Raw genomic sequence first — 20585 nt, forward strand, 5'->3', positions numbered from 1 at the left:
ATCTCTGTCCTGCTTTGGCGGGACCCACCTTGAATTGACAACGGGAGCTGAAATCATGGCGCGCGTGATTGTTCTGTCTCTGTTTACTCTCCTCTGGGCTACCGGAACCCTCTCCGCTGCCAATCAGCCGAATATCGTGCTGATCTTTATCGATGACATGGGCTGGAAAGATGTCGGATGTTACGACAATGACTTCGTCGACACCCCCCGCATCGATCAGCTGGCGAAAGAGGGGATGAAGTTTACCGATTTCTACGCTGCGGGAGCTGTCTGTTCGCCCACGCGATGTGCTCTGCAGTCGGGACAGAATCAGGCGCGAATCGGGATTACCGATTTCATCTCGGGGCACTGGCGGCCCTTCGAACGTGTGATCACTCCCCGTCCGACGATGGCGCTTCCCCTGGATACGGTTACCGTAGCAGAAGCTCTGAAGCCGGCTGGTTACACTACCGGCTACATCGGGAAATGGCACCTGGGGAATGGACCTGAATTTCAACCCGATCGACAGGGATATGATTTTTCTGCAGTCATCGGCGGTCCCCATCTGCCGGGAAAATACCGGGTGCAGGGCCGAAGCGACATGAAACCAAAGACAGGACAATATCGCACAGACTTCGAAGCCGATTTGAGTATCGACTTCATTCGGAATAACAAACAGAAACCGTTCTTTCTGATGCTCTCCCCGTTCGCCGTGCATATCCCGCTGGGAGCGATGTCGGACAAGGTGGAGAAGTACCGTAAGAAAGCAGCCGACCTCAAACAGGATCTGCCTCATCCGGTTTACGCCGCGATGATTGAGCACTGTGACGAAATGGTGGGACGCATTGTCGATGCCATCGAGGCTGAAGGTTTGACGAACGAAACCCTGGTCGTCTTCACTTCTGATAACGGGGGCCTCTATCGTCGGTATGACTACCGGGAGCACGCAGACGACAATGTCTCAACCCAGGCACCGCTCAAAGGGGAGAAAGGTTCTCTGCATGAAGGGGGCGTCCGGGTACCTTTAATTATCAAGTATCCGCCTCTGGTGAAGCCAGGCACCGTCTGTAAGGAACCGACCATCAGCTATGACTTCTATCCGACGTTTGTCGAACTTGCAGGAGCATCGCTGCCGAAAAATCAGACGATCGACGGAATCAGTCTGGTACCGTTATTGAAAAATCCGGATGCCCAGCTTAAACGAAGTGCCCTCTACTGGCACTACCCGCATTACCACCATGACCGCCCTGCCAGCAGTATTCGTGAACGGGACTGGAAACTGATTGAATATCTGGATGGAACCGGGGACATCGAACTCTATCACATCAGTAATGACATCGGTGAAACGAACAATCTGGCAGGTGAAAAGAAAGGTCGCGTGGCTGATCTCAAGCAGAAACTCAATTCCTGGCGGCACAGTGTCAGTGCCCGGATGCCTTTGCCGAACCCCAGTTATGATCCCGACAAGGCGCATGAATGGTGGAATACACGCAGTGGTAAGCCGGTAGACAGTGACAGCCGTAAACGCTTCCCTCCTACCGAAAAAGATCTCTGAGCGCATTCATGACCATCAGTTTGTGACTTGATTTCCTTCTGCACCATTCTTTCCAGGTCGCTGAGATATGAACTCTTATTTTCTGAAGACGCTGCTCTGTCTGGTTCTGTTTGTCTGTTTTGAGTGGCAGCTTTCTGCTGCTGAGGCCCCCACCGACAAACCCCTGCTGCAGGAAACGTTTCAGGAGCCGCTCTCGAAAGACTGGTTCTGGGGTTTGGGAACCTGGAAAGCTGAAAAGGGGATCCTCCGCGGCTACGAATCGGGACCTCGTCGACATGGTCCCGTCAAGATGCGGCGATTCGAACTGGGGGATGGCGTTGTTGATTTCGAATTTCGTCTGGAAGGCAAAGCACGGTTCGCGGGGATCATCTTTAACGGTTCGCAGCAGCGGGGGCATATTGTGCACCTCGTGATCAGCCAGGACCAGATCCGTGTGTTGGGACATGCGAAGAAAGGGGAGACCGAGAACCTGCTGCAACAGTCCCACAAAATTGAGACGGGCAAATGGTATCCGGCGCAGGTTCGCTTTGATGGGCCCAGCATGACCGCAACCGTTGATGGTCGGAAATTTACGGTCAAGGCCGACTACATCGCCGAACCCAAACTGACATTCGGCCTGGGCGGAGATTCCGGCGGACCCGCGGGGGAGAAAGCAGGAGCACTCGAGTTTCGGAACCTGAAAATCAGTTCTGCTCCGACTGTGCAGACATCTCTGTCCGAGGCAGGGCGGGCAGAGATCCGATCCGAAATCCAGGCAGTGATTGACGAAGGTTATTATCCGGGCATCTCGATTCTGCTGATTCACCGCGGCCAGGTCGTGATGCGGGAGGCACACGGGGTTGTTGATGTAGAGACGAAAAAACCGTTCACCGTCGATCAGCTCTGCTGGCTCGCATCAACGGGGAAACTCTTTACCGCGACACTGATGGCATCACTGGCAGACGAAGGCTTGCTGACCTTCGACGACCCGATCGCGAAGACCTGGCCTGCCTTTGCAGATATCCGGCTCTCCGATGGATCAAAGCCCCGGGACCCGGTTCGCCTGCGACACGCTCTGAGTCATACCTCCGGAATTCCAAATGATAACTGGCTCAAGGCAGAACGCGAGTTGGAGAAGAACAGTTCCCAACTCGCAGGCTACGTGGCTCCCCAGACTGCAGAGGACTTTATCAATGCCTGTCTGAAACTGGGACTGGTTGTCGAACCGGGAACAAAGATGATGTATGGACGCCCGATTGATCTGACAGCCTGTGTGGCTGAAAAAGTGACGGGGAACACGTTCATTACATTGATGCAGGAGCGGGTTTTTCAGCCGCTGGGCTTACAGCATACGACCATTCAGCCGACACCAGAGGAACTAAAACAGCTGGCCCCCCTGTATTCTTCAACGAAACCGGGAGTATTCGAGCCGGATCAATTTGGACTGGAAGTAGCAGCCCGTCAGAATAAAGGGCTTTCGACGGCGGGAGGCGGCGTCTATTCAACACTCGACGATCTGGGGACGCTGATGCAACTGCACCTCAATAGAGGAAAGCATGCCGGGAAACAGTTGATCCGCGCTGAAACACTCGAGCTGTTGTATCAGCCACAGCCGGGAACGAACGGACGATATGGACTGGCCTTTCAGATTAAAGACAGTCAGGTCAACGGACATTCGCGAATTCTGTCTCACCCCGGCTACTCAGGGCCGGTTGCCTGGATCGATTTTGAACGCGATCTGGCAGGCGTTCTGCTGATGCAGAGCAACACGGTCCAGCGTACGAAGCATCACAATCGCATCATCGATACCATCTATCGCTATCTTCCAGCGCAAGCCAAATCGGACTGATTCGGGAATCTCAAAAGAGAATACATCGATCACTCGAAGAGAATCATTTTGTAAGTGGAGTTTGTTGATCCATGTTTGCTGTTCCAATCCTGGTCTGGCCAGTGATTTGTGTATTGGCTCTGTTGTTGTTTGTGGCCATCTTGATTGAATTTCTCACGCAGCGCATTCCTAACTGGCTGAATCTGGCGGGTGTCTTCACCGGATTAGCGCTGATCGTCTTTGATCATCAGTGGACCATGCATCTCACTGGATTCCTGGTGGGATTTGGTATCGGAATTATGCTGATGAGCAAAGGGTATGTTTCCGCAGGCTTTTCAAAACTGCTGATCGCCATCGGCACCGTCGCGGGGCCTGTCGTCCCCTTGATTACCCTGGTCGTCTGCATTCTGCTGATTCTGGGAGCTTCAGTCTACGACAAGGTTCGGGGGCGTTACGAGAATACATTTGAGGTGCCCGAAGAGCTGGAAGTCCAGGATGATGATACGCGTCGGCCAGGAGCATGGTTGGTCAAGGGATCATTATTTCTTTCGCTGACGACCGTTCTGGGACTTTTGTTGCTTTTTCAACCCTGGAAGTAACAGAAATACCTTTTGAAGGATGTGTTCTCGTGTACACTTTTTGTGTTTGCAGTGCAGACAGACCGCGGCACTTCTTCATATTTCTTGTTTGACTTCGCAAAATGTGGGTGAAGTTCTGCAATGTCTGCAAAGTTCCGAGATTTCCCATGTATTCCTGATTAAGATCCGGAAATCGTGTTGCTTTATTTCATGAATTTCAATACTAAACGCTCACCAGTAGTAAAGCTTGAATTAGGCGCCTGCGGTGAGTTCCCGTGAATCAGAAACTGCTTGAGATGAATCGAGGGACTGGGGGATGTTCCCGCACTGGTACAGGTTGGTTCTAATTCGTTCAACCTCAACCGTCTGAAACAGGACAGGAAAAGCAGATGTCGAGAAAAGGAATCGTACTGGCAGGAGGATCCGGGACCCGCCTTCATCCGGTGACCAAAGTTGTTTCCAAGCAACTGTTGCCAATTTATGATAAGCCGATGATCTACTATCCTCTTTCCTCTTTGATGTTGGCCGGGATCAGAGAAATATTGATTATTTCAACACCACATGACCTCCCTATGTTCCAGGATCTACTCGGAACGGGAGAGCAGTGGGGCGTGCGGTTTGAATATGCCGAACAGCCATCTCCGGACGGTCTGGCGCAGGCTTTTCTGATTGGTGAGGACTTTGTCGGATCCGATCCAGCCTGTCTGATCCTGGGGGACAATATTTTCTACGGACACGGCTTCACAGAAAGCCTGAAAGCGGCTGCGGCCCGCGAACACGGGGCGACTGTATTTGGATATCAGGTACATGATCCGGAACGGTTCGGCGTTGTTGAATTTGACAGTGAATTCAAGGCGCTTTCGATTGAAGAAAAACCAGTGAAGCCCAAATCGAATTACGCGGTAACGGGCCTGTATTTTTACGATAACGACGTGATTGAAATCGCGAAAAACGTGAAGCCTTCAGCGCGGGGCGAACTCGAAATCACCACTGTCAATAATGCCTATCTGGAACGTGGTGACTTACACGTGGAACTGCTGGGACGTGGTCATGCCTGGTTTGACACCGGGACACATGAAAGTCTGCAGGATGCCAGCCATTTCTTTCAGACCATTGAACATCGTCAGGGTCTGAAAATTGCCTGTCTGGAAGAAATCGCCTTCCAGAAAGGCTGGATTTCCAAAGATCAGTTGGCAAATCAGATCGAGGCTCTCGGAAAAACTAATTATGGCCAGTACTTGATGAGGCTACTGGACTAGCTGGTCTTCCCAGGAAATTGTGTTTTTTATATAAGACACTCATTTCATAAAACTAAATCGGGAATTGTCCAGATTCACAGCGTCCACATCTGTTTGATGGAATCCAGAGCCTCCTTGTCAGCCACACTTTCTAACTGCTAACTGCTTTGTTCGTAATGGTTACGACGAATTTCAGCGGAAGGTTGTATCAAATGAGACTGAGGCAATCTGGCGGATCAATTTCAATTTCTGAAAATACTGAGCAACGTCATAACAGAATTAAGCTGAAAAGACGTTTCATTGATGATGGATCTTTTGCAGGGAAGCAACGGGAGCTAAAACGACCAGGATATCACAGGCATCATGAGCAGGATTCTTGCAGTGAATCCGATGTCTAAGCTGATTCAGGATTCGTTCGAGTACCTTTCGAAGCATATTAACAGGGAAAGTTAGATGACAGTCGAAAAAGCATCAGAGTCTAGTAGAGCTATTCAGGGACGAACTGCAGATACCTGTTCCTTATCTCAAAGTGAAATCACTCGCCTGTTTTCTCCCTATCAAAATGCTCCCGTTCGTATCCTGAAGATGGGGGTCAGTTCGGAAAGCCCCTTGGATCAGTGGTCACAATATTTTGCGAAACTGGAAAAGATTGTTGGCTGTGACCTCGCTCAGTCTGCTGCAGAATTAACATTCAAGAACCCCTGTATTGAGCTTGTTGAGGGGGATGTAAATCAACCTGTGACCTGGGAGCAGATCCTGAATCACAGCGACTCCTACACAATCATGATTGACGAGGGCGCCCGACAGTCCAGCCAGGTCATTCAGACATTTCTACAGTACTTTCCGCTGATCGAAAATAACGGCGTGTATGCGATTCAAGGTTTGCAGTGCAGCTATTGGGAGGAATTCGGCGGAGGCCTGTATCATCCCTTTTCCCCAATAGCATTTTTCAAACGCCTGGTTGACATTCTCAACCACGATCATTGGGGGGTGACGAAAAGCCGTGCTGAGTTCCTCAAAGTATTTGCATCTGAATACAACATCGAACTCGATGAGGCAACTTTGGATTCGATCAGTCGGATTGAGTTTACGAACTCAATGTGTGTCATTAAAAAGTCAGCAGCAGAGACCAGTCTCAGGGGGCTGCGTTTGTTTTCCGGAGAAGTTGGAGATTTGGCTGAAAATGCTGAGACACCAGATCAGAGCGAGAATCTCTGGTCAGATGATGCTTCTGCTCTGGAAGATCAGCTTCGCCTGAGCAATCAACTGGTGACAGACTTGCAACAGGCATTGGCCCGACAGAGTGAAACGGCCCAGAACCTGCAACAGGAAGTCACCCGGTATCATTCCTCACTGAGTTGGAAAGTCACCCGGCCGTTACGGGTGAGCAGAAGAGTGCTCGGTAAAACCTACCATCGTGCCAGAAGGGTTGCCCTCAAACCCAGAGAAACTCTGCGGTCCTACATTGATTCACGCAAAAACAGACTTGACTACGAAAGCTGGACCAAAGCGCATGAACTCTCGAAAGGCAGTCTCAAAAAACAAAGAAAGATCTGCTCAACTTTTGAATATCAGCCTTTAATCAGCATCATTCTGCCGGTTTACAAAATTGATAAAAAGATTTTTGAGGAAACCATCAATTCTGTTTTGGCACAATCTTACACCAATTGGGAAATCTGCATTGCCTTTGCCTACGCAGAGGATCAGGAGATGCTCGAGTATCTTCAGGAACTCGCCGCGAAAGATAAGCGATTCAAAGTGGAAGTCTGCGAAAATAAAGGGATATCTGCGAACTCAAATGTGAGTCTTGCTCTGGCCGAGGGAGATTTTATTGCCCTGCTGGATCACGATGACATCCTCGCTCCGTTTGCACTGTATGAGGTGGTCAGGAAATTAAATGAAAGTTCGGATGTCGATTTTCTTTATTCGGACAAGGATTGTGTCAACGAGTCAGGAGAGCAGCGACTGAATGCGTTATTCAAACCGGACTGGAGCCCGGAAATTATGTATTCCGTTAATTACCTGACGCACTTCAATATCATTCGTCGGAGCGTTGTGGAAGACATAGGTGGATTCCGCAGTGAGACAGATGGTGCTCAGGACTGGGACCTGTTTCTACGCGTTTCGCAGGTTACAGAGAAAATTGAACGAATTACCGGCGTCTTCTATCATTGGCGAATTCATATTGGTTCCACTGCATCAGGCATTGAAGCCAAGCCTTATGCGATTGCCAGCCAATTGAAGACGATTGAAGATCATGTTGCATTCAAAGGCTTTGATGCACATGTCGAACTGAATGCTGATTCTGGGTTCCGGATCTTATGGAATGGTACCAGTCAGACAACGGTCGATATGCTCATCGATGTTGAGCATGCTTCTTCCGAACGCCTGAATGCATTGATTGAAAATGTCTATGCTAACTCTGGTGATTATGAAGTCAGTCTCTTCTGCCTGGTCAAATCGAATTTCGACTGGAGACCATCTTCACAGGTTCGAAAGAAACTGTCACAAATCAAAACCAGAACTTATGACACTCCGGAGCAGAAGACCGCTATCATGCATCAACTGGTGCAACAGGGGGATGGCGACTGTTTGGTTTTCACAACCGATTCCGTTCAGGAATTGAACGAACAATGTCTGACAGAACTGGTTGGCTGGACGACTCAAAACCCTGAGATCGCATTTACGAGTTCGCTGGTTCTCGACCCCAATGAAACTGTGGTGGAAGCCGGTCTGATTGTAGACAAACATGGAAACGGCACCCCCCTGTTCAGAGACAGTATTTTAAGACAATGGGGCTGGTTCGGTGGACCACTCTGGTATCGAAACTGTTCGGCCAGTAACCCCTGGATGGTATCCGTTGCCCGGTCGGAATATCAGGGGATTGGAGGCCTTGATGACGAGTTGGAATACAGAAAAGCATTCATAAATCTGTGTGGAAAGATCAGATCGACCGGTAAGCGTGGGTTCGTGAATCCGCATGCCAGGGTTAAGCTGGTTCAAAAACCTGAAAATGATATTCCAGCTTTCGACGAATCATTGACGGAAGATCCTTACTTTCATCCCTATTTTTCATCTGCGTATCCATTGGAGCTTAAACATTGATAAAAAGAAAACTGAAAAATGGGATTAAAAGTGCCCTGCGTAAGGTGCGTGCGTTCTTGCCTACAGAAACGGGGGCCTTCGACCAGGCCGTCGCATTGGCACAAATCTGTGATTGTACCCTCGAAGATTTGAAAGTACCGCAGCAGAACTTTGATCGGGTGAATCCTGATGCTGATGCGCGAGTCTGTAACTGGTATTTACCCTACTTTGATAACGCCTTTTACGGCGGGATCATGACCATCCTGAGATTTGCGAACTACCTCTCATCAGAAGAAAATGTAAAACAGCGATTTCTGATCTGTTCTGACGGTGATCGAGAATTTATTGCAAAGCAGATTGCCAAAGCATTTCCCGGGCTGGCTGACTCAGAAGTCATTATGCTGGATTCCCTTGAGGCACTGAATAATATCCCGCCATCCGATTATTCGATTGCGACTCTGTGGACTACTGCCTATATCCTGCTCAAGGTGAATAATACGGGGCTCAAATTTTACTTCATTCAGGATTATGAGCCGCTGTTTTATGCCGCCGGCTCAACTTACGCTCAGGCAGAATTGCCCTACTGGTTCGGTTTTTATGGAATCGCCAATACTGTCAGCCTGAAAAATATCTATGAGCAGAAATACGGGGGCAAGGCCCAGTACCTGACACCCTGTGTCGATCGAACCGTGTTTCACCCCGGGTCTGTTCCCCGGGATCAGAAAAAGAAAAAAATCTTTCTCTATGCGAGACCAAATGCACCGAGAAACGGTTTTGAAATTACCATGACCACGGTGAAACTGCTGAAGAATATGTATCAGGACAAAATCGAAATTGTCTGTGCCGGGGGGAAATGGAACCCCAGTGACTATGGGCTGGGAGGCGTTGTTGAGAATCTTGGGCTGCTCAGCTATCAGGAAACAGGCGATTTATATCGATCCTGTCACATCGGTTTTGTCATGATGATGACGCGTCATCCCTCGTATTTGCCTTTTGAATTCATGGCCAGCGGCACTCTGGTTGTGACCAACTATAACCCAGCCAATCTCTGGTTTCTCAAAGATGGCGAAAACTGCCTGCTCTCACCGGCCTCGGCTAGTTCGCTATGCGAAACACTGTCATTTGCCATCGATAATTATGATGACTTACAGGGCATTCGAGACCATGCATTGCGCTCGATCGATGAGAATCACAGCAGCTGGGAGACGGAGTTAAAGAAAATAGCTGAGTTTTTAAAAGCACCAGGCGAACCGAATGAAAATCTGAACTTTTACTCGATGAAGCATAGTGCTTAACCTGTTTTTACAAGGAATGTTCTCGGTATGACTGATACGATGACCATGGACAAAGTTTCGACAAAACTGAGCGGTGCATTAGCCAAATCAACAGGCGAGGCGATGAAGGATAAAGTCTTCTACCTGAATAAAGGCCGGAGGCACTGGATCCAGAGCGCGGAATGGATCAAAGATCACGGTTTCTCATGGCCGGAAGATGTCCTGGAAATTCCCGAAGAAGTACTGATTCAGTTCCTGCCGGGCAGATCGTTTCCATCAAAACAATGGGGACAGAAAGAGTGGAATAATCCGCCGCGGAACAGCAGTGTGGTTATGAGAGAAATTTCCGCATCGAAACTTTCTGGTACCGGAGTTGAATTCGGCGCAGGTGCAAATCCTTACCCGGTCCCCATGGATTGCAGAGTCAAGTATGCAGATTTATTGACTGCCGAACAGCTGGAATCAGAATTGTATCCCGGGCAGGTGTGCCATGACCTGATCATGCCCGATCTGCAATCCGATTTCGATACGTTTAATGGCATCGAAGATGAATCAATGGATTTCATCATTGGTTGTCACGTGATCGAACATACCAAGAGTCCGATCAGTGTGATCAAAAATGCGTATCAGAAACTGCGCCCCGGCGGTCAACTGGTCCTGGTGATTCCCGACAAAGAGAAAACTTTCGATCGGGCCAGAGAACTGACAACCCTGGATCACCTGGTTCTGGATCATGAGTCACCGGATAGAGCACGTGACTATGATCATTATATTGATTTTTATACGAATGCGACGGCCTACAATACGCCTGCAGATCAGCTGCAGGCTACGATTCAGGAAAATTTCGATAAGGAATTTGCGATTCATTACCATGTCTGGAATTACAAATCATTCAGTTCCATGGTCGACTACATTCAGAATAATGTAATTCGATGGTCAGATGTCTGGTCTCAACCAACCTTGAACCATCCGGAATTCGATATTGAATTTTATTTTGTTCTGACAAAGTAAAAGTAATTCCGAAGACTGAAAAGACACGATACACAGGAGTTGAGACTAGTACACTTATCAAATCGCTCTGTATGAGAAATCCCTCTTGAGATAGTTTGAATTGCCAGGGGCAGCCTGACATGTACGAATCGGTGCAGGTATGGAAACCGTAGTAAGCATTATTGTCACTTATCATCCCGACTATGAAACTCTTGGTAGATTGTTCGATGCAATCATGCCACAGGTTGCTCATGTCGTTGTGGTGGATAACAGTGACGATGAGTCGTATCACAGTGAAATATCAAACATGCTCCCAGTAAATGGGCATATGATTCTCCAGGGATACAACTCCGGAATTGCTACGGCTTTTAATACCGGTGTCGCCGAGGCAAAAGCATTAGATGCCAGTCATGTGATTCTGTTTGACCAGGACAGCCTGCCTGCTCCGGATATGGTGGCATGTCTGCTCAATCACATGAATCAGGCGACAGAAAACGGGCAACGTGTCGCGGCCGTAGGCCCGAATTACGTCGACGTCAAAGGCCAGAAGTCATCTCCTTTCGTGAAGATGAAGGGGTTCCGGCTCTGTCGCGTCGAATGTGCCGAAAACGAAATCGTGACCGTCGATCATCTTATCTCTTCCGGAAGTCTGATTTCCATGAAAGCATTGGATGATATCGGGCTGATGGAAGACGAGCTGTTTATTGATTATGTCGACACCGAATGGTGCCTGCGTGCAATCCACAAAGGGTATCAGATTTATGGAGTCGGTTCTGCCCGTATGAAACACGATCTGGGGGATGAATATGCACATCTCTTCGGCAGGGCTATCCCGGTACACCATCCGCTTCGACATTACTACACTGTCCGAAACGGGATCTGGCTGATCCAGCAGTCATGGGTTTCCTTTTCCTGGAAAGTGATGGATTTTCGCAGATTATTCCTCATTTATCTGGTCTTTTCTTTCTTTGTCGGAAAACGCTTGCTCAACATGAAGATGCTTTCTCTGGGAATCTGGCATGCCTTGATCGGAAAGATGGGGAAGTATGGAGAATAGCTGTTTGATATCCGTCATCATTGTCAATTTCAACTCGGCTGACAAATTATTGCTATGTGTACAGTCACTGGTTGATTGTCAGCAGGACTTGGAAATTATCATCGTCGATAATGCTTCTCACGACGAGAGTCTGAAAGATGTGCAGCATACATTTCGTGCGCACCAGAATATCCAGTTCATTGAGAATCAGGAAAACATGGGATTCGCGGTGGCCTGTAATCAGGGCGGAGGGGTTGCCAGCGGCGACTATCTGCTGTATCTCAATCCTGACTGTAAAATCAATTCGCATGCGATCTCAGAACTCAGGGAATGCCTTGTGCAGAATCCTGAAGCGGGCATGACCGGCGGCCAGTTGCTAAATAGCGATGGCACAGAGCAGGTCGGGGGACGTCGTTTAATCCCCACTCCCTGGCGAACCTTTGTGCGTGTTTTTAAATTGCGCTGGCTGTCCCCCTTGTTTCCGCGGCTCTTTTCTGACTTCAATCTGCATCTCGAATCATTGCCGGACCATCCGATAGAAGTCGAGGCAATTTCCGGGGCCTGTATGCTGGTCCCTCGTAAGGCATATGACGATGTGGGCGGATTAGATGAGGGCTACTTTCTGCACTGTGAAGACCTGGACTGGTGTATGAGTTTCCGGGAAAAGGGCTGGAAGATCATGTTTGTACCCGATGCGAAAATCTCACATTTCCAGGGAAGCTGTAGCCGTTCTCGCCGTATTTTTGTTGAATGGAACAAGCACAAGGGAATGGTGCGGTTCTATAGCAAATTCTTCCGCCACAAGTATCCAGTCGTGTTGATGTGGATTATCACCTGCGGAGTCTGGTTACGGTTCAGCCTGTTGGCCTGCTACTTTTCGGTCCGGCAGTTCTTCAGATGGTTCAAGGTCGCCGGTACCTGATCTTTGGTAAAGATGATGCGGAAGGGTAGAGGAATCACTGCAGACGCGGCTCACTCAGTTCTGGAAGATCATCACCGTCGCGTTTAGAGCTCGAAGTCAAACAAGGCGGCTTCGACGCATTCGCAAAGAGTGTGCTCCAGAACCAGATGTACTTCCTGGATCTGGCTGGTCAGTTCTCCAGGGGCGATGACACAAACATCGCTCAATTCTCGCACTTTACCGCCATCGTGACCGGTAAACACGATACTCTGAATGTTACGTTCACGACAGACTTCCAGGGCTTTGACGATGTTTGGGGAATTTCCCGAGGTCGTGATTCCCAGAAAGACATCTGTTGAGGTCAACTTGCCCGCAATCTGGCGGGAGAAGATCTCATCGTAGCCATAATCATTGCCGATTGCAGTGATTATGGATGAATCCGTAGTCAGAGCCTCGGCAGGCAGTGGGGCGCGGTCTCTCGCCAGACGACTGACAAATTCCGCTGCCAGATGCTGTGCGTCAGCTGCAGAACCACCATTTCCGGCGACATACAGACGGCCCCCCTGCTGATAGCAGTTCAATACGATATCAACGGACCGGGCAAATTCGGCCTGAGTTTCTGCGTTCTGCAACAACTCGTTTTTGGCGGCAATAGAACGCTCCAGGTTTCTGCAAATAATTCTGGCTGCCAGGCTCATGGCGCTATGCTCCCGTATGATTGTGGAGTTATGTCTGGTATTCCTCTGACTCATAAATCTCCAGCACTTCATCGATCTCGCCCCGGGCGAATGGAGTTCCATTTTTCAGTAGAAGTGCGGAGTTACAAAATTCTCTGATGACATCGTCTGAGTGAGATGCAATGACCATGATCTTGGCCTTGTTCATGAATTCATTCAGCCGGGCTTCCGCTTTGTGGATAAAACGGGCATCCCCGGTGCCGATGACTTCGTCCATCAGCAGAATATCTGATTCGAGTGATGTCATTACGGCAAATGCCAGCCGCATCAGCATCCCTGACGAGTAGACCCGCACCGGCAGATCGAGATATTTGCCCAACTCGGTGAAGTCGGAGATCTCTTCGAGTTTTTCTTCAATTTCTCTGGTGGTCAGTCCCAGCAGACGTCCCCTGAGATAGATATTCTCGAACCCGGTGGCCTCCATTTCAAATCCCAGAGTAATATTCAGGGTAGAGACAATCCGGCCCTCAATTTCCACTTTACCATTGGTGGGAGTATAGATTCCCGCCAGAACTTTGAGCAATGTGGATTTCCCGGCGCCATTGTGCCCGATCAGTCCCAGTCGGTCACCGTCGTTTAATTCCAGGTCAATCTGGTCCAGACCTGTAACGACCACCGTACCGCTGTCCCGGGTGATTTTGCCTCCCGTAGCAAAGTTCAACAACCTGTTTTTGACGGACCGGTCACCTGCCCCGATGATCGGGTAGTGCAGAGTCACATTTTCTACTTTTATCCTGGCCATATCAAATCCAATATACGATCCGGTCACGTTTAGCGGCATAAAGCAAGATGCTGACAGCGAAGCCTGCAATACAGATCCCTGCTGTGATCATCCAGGAATTCAAGTCTGGTGTCTGGTTCAATATGGGGGATCGCGTCAGATCGAGGAAGTAGGCGATGGGATTATAGTTGACGACCCAGCTGTTTGCTCCCACGAGCTTGGGTAACCACGTAATCGGTGAGACAAAGAACAGAACCTGAACCATACTTTGAATAATGGGGGCGAGATCCCGATAGCGGGCCCCAACAATCCCCAGAAACAGCGTGATCCAGAATAGATTCAGCAGGACCAGTATCAGGCCCGGCAATACTAGCAGTGTCTGCCAGGTAGGCCAAATCCCGAAGTAGAAGGTCACAAACATGATAAACAGCGCATTATGCAGAAAGATGATCGTATTTCTTGCTAATGACCGGAAAACAAAGATCAGTAAATTGATCTTCATGTCTTTCAGATACGCTGCATTCTCTATAAAGATCGTGGGAGATTCGCTAAGTACCACTGCAATCAATGTCCAGAATAGATAACCTGCCGCCAGATTGGGCAGATACTCTTCCGGGGGAACGTTGAACAGTTTGGAATAAACGACTCCCAAGGCAATAATGAAGATTGCCATACTGATCGTGATCCAGAACGGGCCGATCTTCGACCTCCGATAACGGATCCGAATATCAAACCATGCCAGAAACATACATAACTGGCTGGATTTGATCATATCGACCATATCTTCCAGAGCGAGTTTGACTCGATTATTCATTAAACATCTATATTATTGAATGGTAAGTGCTGACAATCCTGCGACAACGAGAGTCGGCTCCATCAGGTTGGCGGGCTTAGGGAAAGAACCGGTAATCAGCCTGGCCCGATTTCTAAAGCTTTATCAGTCTCGGAACAGACTCAGGATTGCAGGATGTGGTAAAGACAGGTTGAACGATATTCAAAAGTCGTGGGTGTCAAAGCCTTTGGCTCAGGTTAGTTGGGCTGTGAATATAAAATCGCTGGTGGGGGAGTATAGTGGAATCAGTTCAAATTGAGCAACATTAATTCCGGGGTCTGGTTTTCGGCTCTGAAATGACGTAAACGATTGTCTGTTAATCGGATAAGTAAAGAGTTTCTCAACACGAAACCTGTCAGCGATCCCCCCTTTCCGGTTCCATGCAGAGAGCAGGGGGATTAAATTTCGTGAATTTACAAGGATGATCAGAATGATGTATTGAACTGGGCTAGATAGTGTCTATGATACACTAACAAATCGGAGGAACTTACAATGGCCCTGAATAAAATCTACGATACTTCATTGACGCTCTTAACAGACCTGTATCAGCTGACGATGGCTCACGGATACTGGAAAACAGGGAGAGCAGAACAGGAAGCCGTCTTTCACCTCTTCTTTCGCAAAAATCCGTTCCAGGGTGGTTACACCATCGCAGCCGGGCTGGAATACGCTCTGGAATATATCAGGCACTTCCAGTTCAGCGAAGATGATCTCAGTTATCTGAAGACACTGGAAGGCAATGATGGCCGCCAGTTGTTCTCCAGTGGCTTTCTGGAATACCTGGCGGATCTGCGGATCACCTGTGATCTGGCAGCGGTTCCGGAAGGGACCGTGGTCTTTCCCCACGAACCTCTGGTGCGGGTTACGGGACCGATTCTGCAGTGTCAGTTGCTGGAAACCGCTCTACTGAATCTGATCAACTTTCAGACGCTGATCGCCACCAAGTCGGCCCGCATCTGTACCGCCACGGGCGGAGATCCGGTTCTGGAGTTCGGTTTAAGAAGGGCTCAGGGAATCGATGGCGGCCTGGCAGCCAGTCGAGCCGCCTACATTGGTGGGTGTGCAGCCACATCCAATGTGCTGGCCGGTAAGCTATTCGGAATTCCCGTCAAAGGGACACACGCTCACAGCTGGGTCATGTCCTACGATGACGAGCTTTCCGCCTTCGAAGATTACGCCCGGGCTATGCCTAATAACTGCGTCTTCCTCGTCGATACCTACGATACACTCGATGGAGTCCGCAATGCGGTTCGGGTCGGGATTCAGTTAAAGGAGTCAGGTCATCAAATGGTGGGGATCCGGCTCGATTCGGGAGATCTCGCGTATCTCAGTATCGAAGCCAGACGCCTGCTGGATGAAGCGGGTTTGACGGAAGCCGCGATCGTCGCCAGCAATGACCTGGATGAAACCACCATCAGCAGCCTCAAAATGCAGGGAGCCAAGATCGCCGTCTGGGGTGTGGGCACTCGTCTGGTGACCGCCTTCGAACAACCCGCCCTGGGAGGGGTTTACAAACTGGGAGCGATCAGGAATGAAGACCAGGAATGGGAACCCCGTTTGAAACTGTCCGAACAGGCCATCAAGACCTCTACCCCTGGAATTTTACAGACCAGACGCTATCTGAATGAAAACGGGGCCGTGGCCGACATGATCTTTAATGAACTTGCTCCGCCATCCTCGGAACGAAGCGTGCTGATCGATCCTCTGGATCTGACGCGGCGACGGGTGCTGGACGATAAATTTGACTCACAGGACCTGTTGATCCCCGTAGTCCAGCAGGGGGAGATCGTTCATCAACACGAATCATTGTCAGTCATTCGCGAACGGGCACAGCAGCAGTTGGATCTGTTCCACGTGGGCATTCAGCGTCATCTGGATCCACACGAATATCCCGTTGGTCTGGAACAGGGGCTGTATGATTACAAAACCGAACAGATTCTGCAGGCAAGAAAATTAAATCATCAGTGACACACGGAACCATGAATCAAGCTCATGCTGAATAATGAAATGAACCAGCCATGAAACTCATCCAGATAGCCGCCGTTGCTCTGAATCAGACTCCCTTGGACTGGTCCGGAAATGCAGTCCGGATCAGACAGGCGATCGACGCGGCCCGCAATGAGGGGGCCTCGCTGATCTGTTTACCCGAGCTCTGCCTCACCGGCTATAACTGTGAAGACACTTTCTTTTCGATCGACGTTCAACAGCGGGCGCTGTCAGCCCTGCTGGAGCTGCTTCCCTTCACGAAAGGGGCCGTTGTCTCAGTAGGGCTTCCGCTGATGTATGGCGGTGCCCTCTATAACTGTGCCTGCCTGATTGCCGACGGTCAGATTCTGGGATTCGTCGCCAAAAATCATCTGGCCGGCGATGGTATTCATTATGAACCACGCTGGTTCAAAGCCTGGGATTCCACGTGCGTGGGTGAAATCACGATTCAAGGTCAGGCATACCCGATCGGCAATTTGATCTTTGAAGTAGACGGTGTTCGGCTCGGTTTCGAAATCTGTGAAGATGCCTGGGCCGCACGTCGACCCGGACGTGAACTCTCGCAGGCAGCCGTTGATCTGATTCTCAATCCGAGTGCCAGCCACTTCGCCTTTGGCAAACAGGAGATCCGCAGGCGACTGGTTCAGGAAAGCTCGCGGGCGTACGGCGTGACTTACGTTTATTCCAATCTACTGGGGAACGAAGCGGGCCGCATCATCTATGACGGTGCCACACTGATTGCCAGTAACGGTTCGCTGCTGGCAGAGGGACAGCGGCTTTCGTTTCAGGACGTCTCCGTAACGTCCGCGATCGTCGACATTGATCTAACCAGAATGAATCGCGCCCGTCTGGCCAGTTTTCAACCCCGGCCGGGAGCCTTCCGCGAGAATACGATCACAGCCGATTACCAGTTTCCCGAGATTCCGTTTCGAACCCTGCACTACCAGGCTGCTGACTGGGAACGTTCAGACTCGATCAAAGAGGAAGAATTCACGCGGGCCGTGGCACTCGCGTTATTCGACTATCTGCGCAAGAGCCGGTCTCAAGGCTTCGTGATTTCACTGAGTGGCGGTGCAGATTCTGCTGCGGCTGCGGTCCTGGTCTGGGCCATGCTCAAACTGGGACTCTCGGAACTGGGGACCGATGGATTATCCAAAAAGCTTGCCTTTCTGACCCGAACCAAACCGGAATCCGGTTTCGCCGAACTGATCAATGGACTGCTGACCTGCGTCTATCAGTCTACCCGCAACAGTTCCGAAACGACGGCGAACGCCGCAGCCGGGCTGGCGGAGGGGATTGGCGCCGACTTTCTGAATCTGGATGTCGACGCCATCGCACAGGCATATGTCGATCTCGTATCGAAAGCTGTCGGGCAGGAGCTGAGCTGGGAAACCGATGATATTCCACTCCAGAATATTCAGGCCCGGAGCAGGGCACCGGGAGTCTGGATGATTACCAATCTGCGAAATGCCCTGTTGCTGTCAACCAGTAACCGATCAGAAGCTGCTGTGGGCTATACCACGATGGACGGCGATACGTGCGGCGGTCTGTCGCCGATCTCCGGGATCGATAAAGCGTTTCTGAGAAGCTGGCTGCGATGGATGGAAACGATCGGCCCACTGCAGGTGGGGACGGTTCCCGAACTGAACCTGATCAATCAGCAGGAGCCGACCGCAGAACTGCGTCCGCAGGAAGCAGAGCAGAAGGACGAACAGGATCTGATGCCTTACGAATTATTGGACTGGGTCGAGCGAGCTGCCATTCGCGATAAGCGTAGTCCCGTGGAGCTCTATCGACTGGCGCTCGTCGAGTTTCCCGCAGAAGAGCCTGCACAACTGGTGGCATGGATCGAACGCTTTTTCAGGCTCTGGTCGCGGAACCAGTGGAAACGCGAACGGTACGCCCCCTCGTTTCACCTCGACGATGAGAATCTGGATCCGAAAACCTGGTGCCGTTTTCCCATTCTCTCGGGAGGCTTTACAGAAGAACTGGCGGAACTCCGCCGTGTGGCAGACGCCCAATGATCGTTGACATGAATTAATAAACCAGCCTTGGATGCTGACTGGCTGAATTAGATAGAGACATAAAAAGATCTGTGAGACAATGAAGGGTTTGAGATGAAATACAGCTATGAATATCCGCGGGCCGCTTTAACAGTAGACTGCGTCGTGTTTGGCCTGTATGAAGATGATCTACAGATTCTGCTCATTCAGCGGGACCTGCCCCCGTTTGAAGGGGACTGGGCACTCCCGGGTGGGTTTGTTCGGCTGGAAGAAACACTGGACGAGGCTGCCCTGCGGGAGTTGAGTGAAGAGACCGGTTTGAAAAATGTCTATCTCGAACAGCTGTATTCCTTCGGAACCGTGAACCGGGATCCTCGGGAGCGTGTCGTGACAGTAGCTTACTATGCCCTGGTGAATCTGTCAGATCACCGGGTGCAGGCGGCCACCGATGCCCGAAATGCCGCCTGGTTCGCGGTGGATGATATCCCCTCGCTGGCCTTTGACCACGACCAGATTCTGGAGATGGCTCACGAACGCCTGCGGGGCAAAGTCCGTTATCAGCCCATCGGCTTTGAACTGCTGCCTCCCAAATTTACCTTAAGGCAGATCCAGCATCTGTATGAAGTCATTCTGGATCGTCCGCTGGATAAGCGTAATTTTCGTAAAAAGATTCTCAGTATGGGAATCCTCATTGAACTGGACGAAGTCGAGACGGATGTCGCGCATCGAGCCGCGCGCCTGTACCAGTTCGACCGTCGCAAATACAAACGCCTGACTAAACAGGGTTTTCACTTCGAGATCTGAACCATGGACAATTACTCTCGTATTCTAGGGTGTTTACTGGGAACCGCGGTCGGAGACGCCGTCGGACTGAAACGGGAAGGTTTATCCCGCAAACGTTCCCGACGCCTGTATGGGGGACCTCCACTTTCTCCCGATCTGTTTTTGAACAGGGGGTATTGCAGCGACGATACCGAACACACCCTGATGGTCGGACGAGCCCTGGTGCTCTCCCGGGGTGTTCCCGAAGATTTCGAACGACGACTGGGGCGGGACCTCAAGCATTGGCTGTTAACCATGCCGGCCGGGATCGGCCGGGCTACGCTTCGCTCCTGTCTGAAACTGTTAATAGGCGTTGCTCCTCAAAACAGCGGTGTCTTCAGTGCGGGGAATGGGCCGGCCATGCGTTCTGCACTGTTGGGGCTCTGTGCGACTTCCGGGGCACACCTGCAGGAACTGGTGCTGCGAAGCTCAAGAATCACTCACAAAGATCCCCGCGCCGAAGAGGGCGCACTTCTGGTTGCCCGTACGGCGCGATTGTCACTTACAGAACCGGGACAAAGCCCGCGGGATTTTCTTGGTAACAGCGTCTCACAGATTCAGGATGCAGAACTCAAGTCGGCGATTGAGAACGCAGTCGAACATCTCGCACGTCAGAGTACTCCCGAAGAGTACGCACACGACCAGGGCTGGAGCAACGGAATCTCCGGTTACATTAACCAGACTGTTCCCGCGGCGCTCTACTGCTGGGCTTATACTGCGGATGATTTTCGGCAGTCAGTTGAAAATGCCGTCATGCTGGGGGGCGATGCCGACAGTGTGGCTGCGATCGTCGGAGCCATCAGTGGAGCGAATCTGGGAGTCGAAGTGATTCCCGGCGAATGGAAAAAACAACTGGCAGAATGGCCGCGTACCATCGCATGGATGGAATCGCTGGCGGAGTGTCTGTCGCAAATGGATGAGACTGCGGATCCGCAGGCACCTCCTCCGATGCACTGGCTGGCTACGATTCCGCGGAATCTACTGTTTGCTGCCGTGGTGATCAGCCTGGGAGGCAGACGCCTGCTTCCGCCATATTGAACCG

Annotated in this window: 16 protein-coding genes; 13 read left to right on the forward strand and 3 right to left on the reverse strand. The window is 50.6% G+C overall.

Annotated elements, in window-relative coordinates; genetic code table 11:
* The first annotated feature begins 55 nt into the window (after positions 1 to 55).
* From F1728_RS21990 to F1728_RS22030, 9 genes are all read left to right on the forward strand, one after another.
* A complete protein-coding gene (locus F1728_RS21990) occupies positions 56 to 1534 on the forward strand; it encodes a sulfatase (protein WP_155365864.1) in 1479 nt (492 codons plus the stop codon).
* A gap of 67 nt (positions 1535 to 1601) precedes the next feature.
* Positions 1602 to 3362 carry a serine hydrolase domain-containing protein gene (locus tag F1728_RS21995; RefSeq protein WP_155365865.1) on the forward strand — a complete coding sequence of 587 codons (1761 nt, stop codon included), beginning with the start codon at positions 1602 to 1604 and terminating at the stop codon, positions 3360 to 3362.
* Positions 3363 to 3433: 71 nt separating this feature from the next.
* Complete coding sequence (locus tag F1728_RS22000) at positions 3434 to 3940, forward strand: prepilin peptidase (protein ID WP_155365866.1); 507 nt, start codon at positions 3434 to 3436, stop codon at positions 3938 to 3940.
* A gap of 368 nt (positions 3941 to 4308) precedes the next feature.
* Positions 4309 to 5178: a glucose-1-phosphate thymidylyltransferase RfbA gene (rfbA, locus tag F1728_RS22005; RefSeq protein WP_155365867.1), complete on the forward strand. Its 870-nt coding sequence runs from the start codon at positions 4309 to 4311 to the stop codon at positions 5176 to 5178.
* Between the two features lie 432 nt (positions 5179 to 5610).
* Positions 5611 to 8262: a glycosyltransferase family 2 protein gene (locus F1728_RS22010; RefSeq protein ID WP_155365868.1), complete on the forward strand. Its 2652-nt coding sequence runs from the start codon at positions 5611 to 5613 to the stop codon at positions 8260 to 8262.
* A gap of 56 nt (positions 8263 to 8318) precedes the next feature.
* Positions 8319 to 9536, forward strand: coding sequence for a rhamnosyltransferase WsaF family glycosyltransferase (locus F1728_RS22015; RefSeq protein ID WP_155365869.1), 1218 nt, complete (start codon positions 8319 to 8321; stop codon positions 9534 to 9536).
* Between the two features lie 27 nt (positions 9537 to 9563).
* Entirely contained in the window at positions 9564 to 10526 is a 963-nt protein-coding gene (locus F1728_RS22020) for a methyltransferase domain-containing protein (RefSeq protein ID WP_155365870.1), read from the forward strand.
* Positions 10527 to 10665: 139 nt separating this feature from the next.
* Positions 10666 to 11562 carry a glycosyltransferase family 2 protein gene (locus tag F1728_RS22025; protein WP_155365871.1) on the forward strand — a complete coding sequence of 299 codons (897 nt, stop codon included), beginning with the start codon at positions 10666 to 10668 and terminating at the stop codon, positions 11560 to 11562.
* Positions 11552 to 12463: a glycosyltransferase family 2 protein gene (locus F1728_RS22030; RefSeq protein ID WP_155365872.1), complete on the forward strand. Its 912-nt coding sequence runs from the start codon at positions 11552 to 11554 to the stop codon at positions 12461 to 12463. The genes F1728_RS22025 and F1728_RS22030 overlap by 11 nt, the downstream gene beginning before the upstream one ends.
* 83 nt (positions 12464 to 12546) lie before the next feature.
* On the opposite strand, the gene F1728_RS22035 is transcribed toward F1728_RS22030, so the two are convergent.
* Genes F1728_RS22035 through F1728_RS22045 form a run of 3 tightly spaced genes read right to left on the reverse strand, consistent with a single transcriptional unit; the run spans position 12547 to position 14714 of the window.
* Positions 12547 to 13140 carry a D-sedoheptulose-7-phosphate isomerase gene (locus F1728_RS22035; RefSeq protein ID WP_155365873.1) on the reverse strand — a complete coding sequence of 198 codons (594 nt, stop codon included), beginning with the start codon at positions 13138 to 13140 and terminating at the stop codon, positions 12547 to 12549.
* 28 nt (positions 13141 to 13168) lie between these two features.
* A complete protein-coding gene (locus F1728_RS22040) occupies positions 13169 to 13921 on the reverse strand; it encodes an ABC transporter ATP-binding protein (RefSeq protein WP_155365874.1) in 753 nt (250 codons plus the stop codon).
* Position 13922: 1 nt separating this feature from the next.
* A complete protein-coding gene (locus tag F1728_RS22045; RefSeq protein ID WP_155365875.1) occupies positions 13923 to 14714 on the reverse strand; it encodes an ABC transporter permease in 792 nt (263 codons plus the stop codon).
* Positions 14715 to 15224: 510 nt separating this feature from the next.
* On the opposite strand from F1728_RS22045, the gene F1728_RS22050 reads away from it, so the two are divergent.
* The 4 genes from F1728_RS22050 (at position 15225) to F1728_RS22065 (ending at position 20581) form a co-directional block, all read left to right on the forward strand.
* Positions 15225 to 16700, forward strand: a complete 1476-nt coding sequence (locus F1728_RS22050; RefSeq protein ID WP_155365876.1) for a nicotinate phosphoribosyltransferase — start codon at positions 15225 to 15227, stop codon at positions 16698 to 16700.
* Between the two features lie 50 nt (positions 16701 to 16750).
* Positions 16751 to 18742, forward strand: a complete 1992-nt coding sequence (nadE, locus tag F1728_RS22055) for an NAD(+) synthase (RefSeq protein WP_155365877.1) — start codon at positions 16751 to 16753, stop codon at positions 18740 to 18742.
* Between the two features lie 93 nt (positions 18743 to 18835).
* Positions 18836 to 19525 carry an NUDIX hydrolase gene (locus tag F1728_RS22060; protein ID WP_155365878.1) on the forward strand — a complete coding sequence of 230 codons (690 nt, stop codon included), beginning with the start codon at positions 18836 to 18838 and terminating at the stop codon, positions 19523 to 19525.
* A 3-nt stretch (positions 19526 to 19528) separates the two neighbouring features.
* Positions 19529 to 20581 carry an ADP-ribosylglycohydrolase family protein gene (locus F1728_RS22065; protein ID WP_155365879.1) on the forward strand — a complete coding sequence of 351 codons (1053 nt, stop codon included), beginning with the start codon at positions 19529 to 19531 and terminating at the stop codon, positions 20579 to 20581.
* Positions 20582 to 20585: the final 4 nt, after the last annotated feature.

The organism is Gimesia benthica (assembly GCF_009720525.1).
GTDB classification, from domain to species: Bacteria; Planctomycetota; Planctomycetia; order Planctomycetales; family Planctomycetaceae; genus Gimesia; species Gimesia benthica.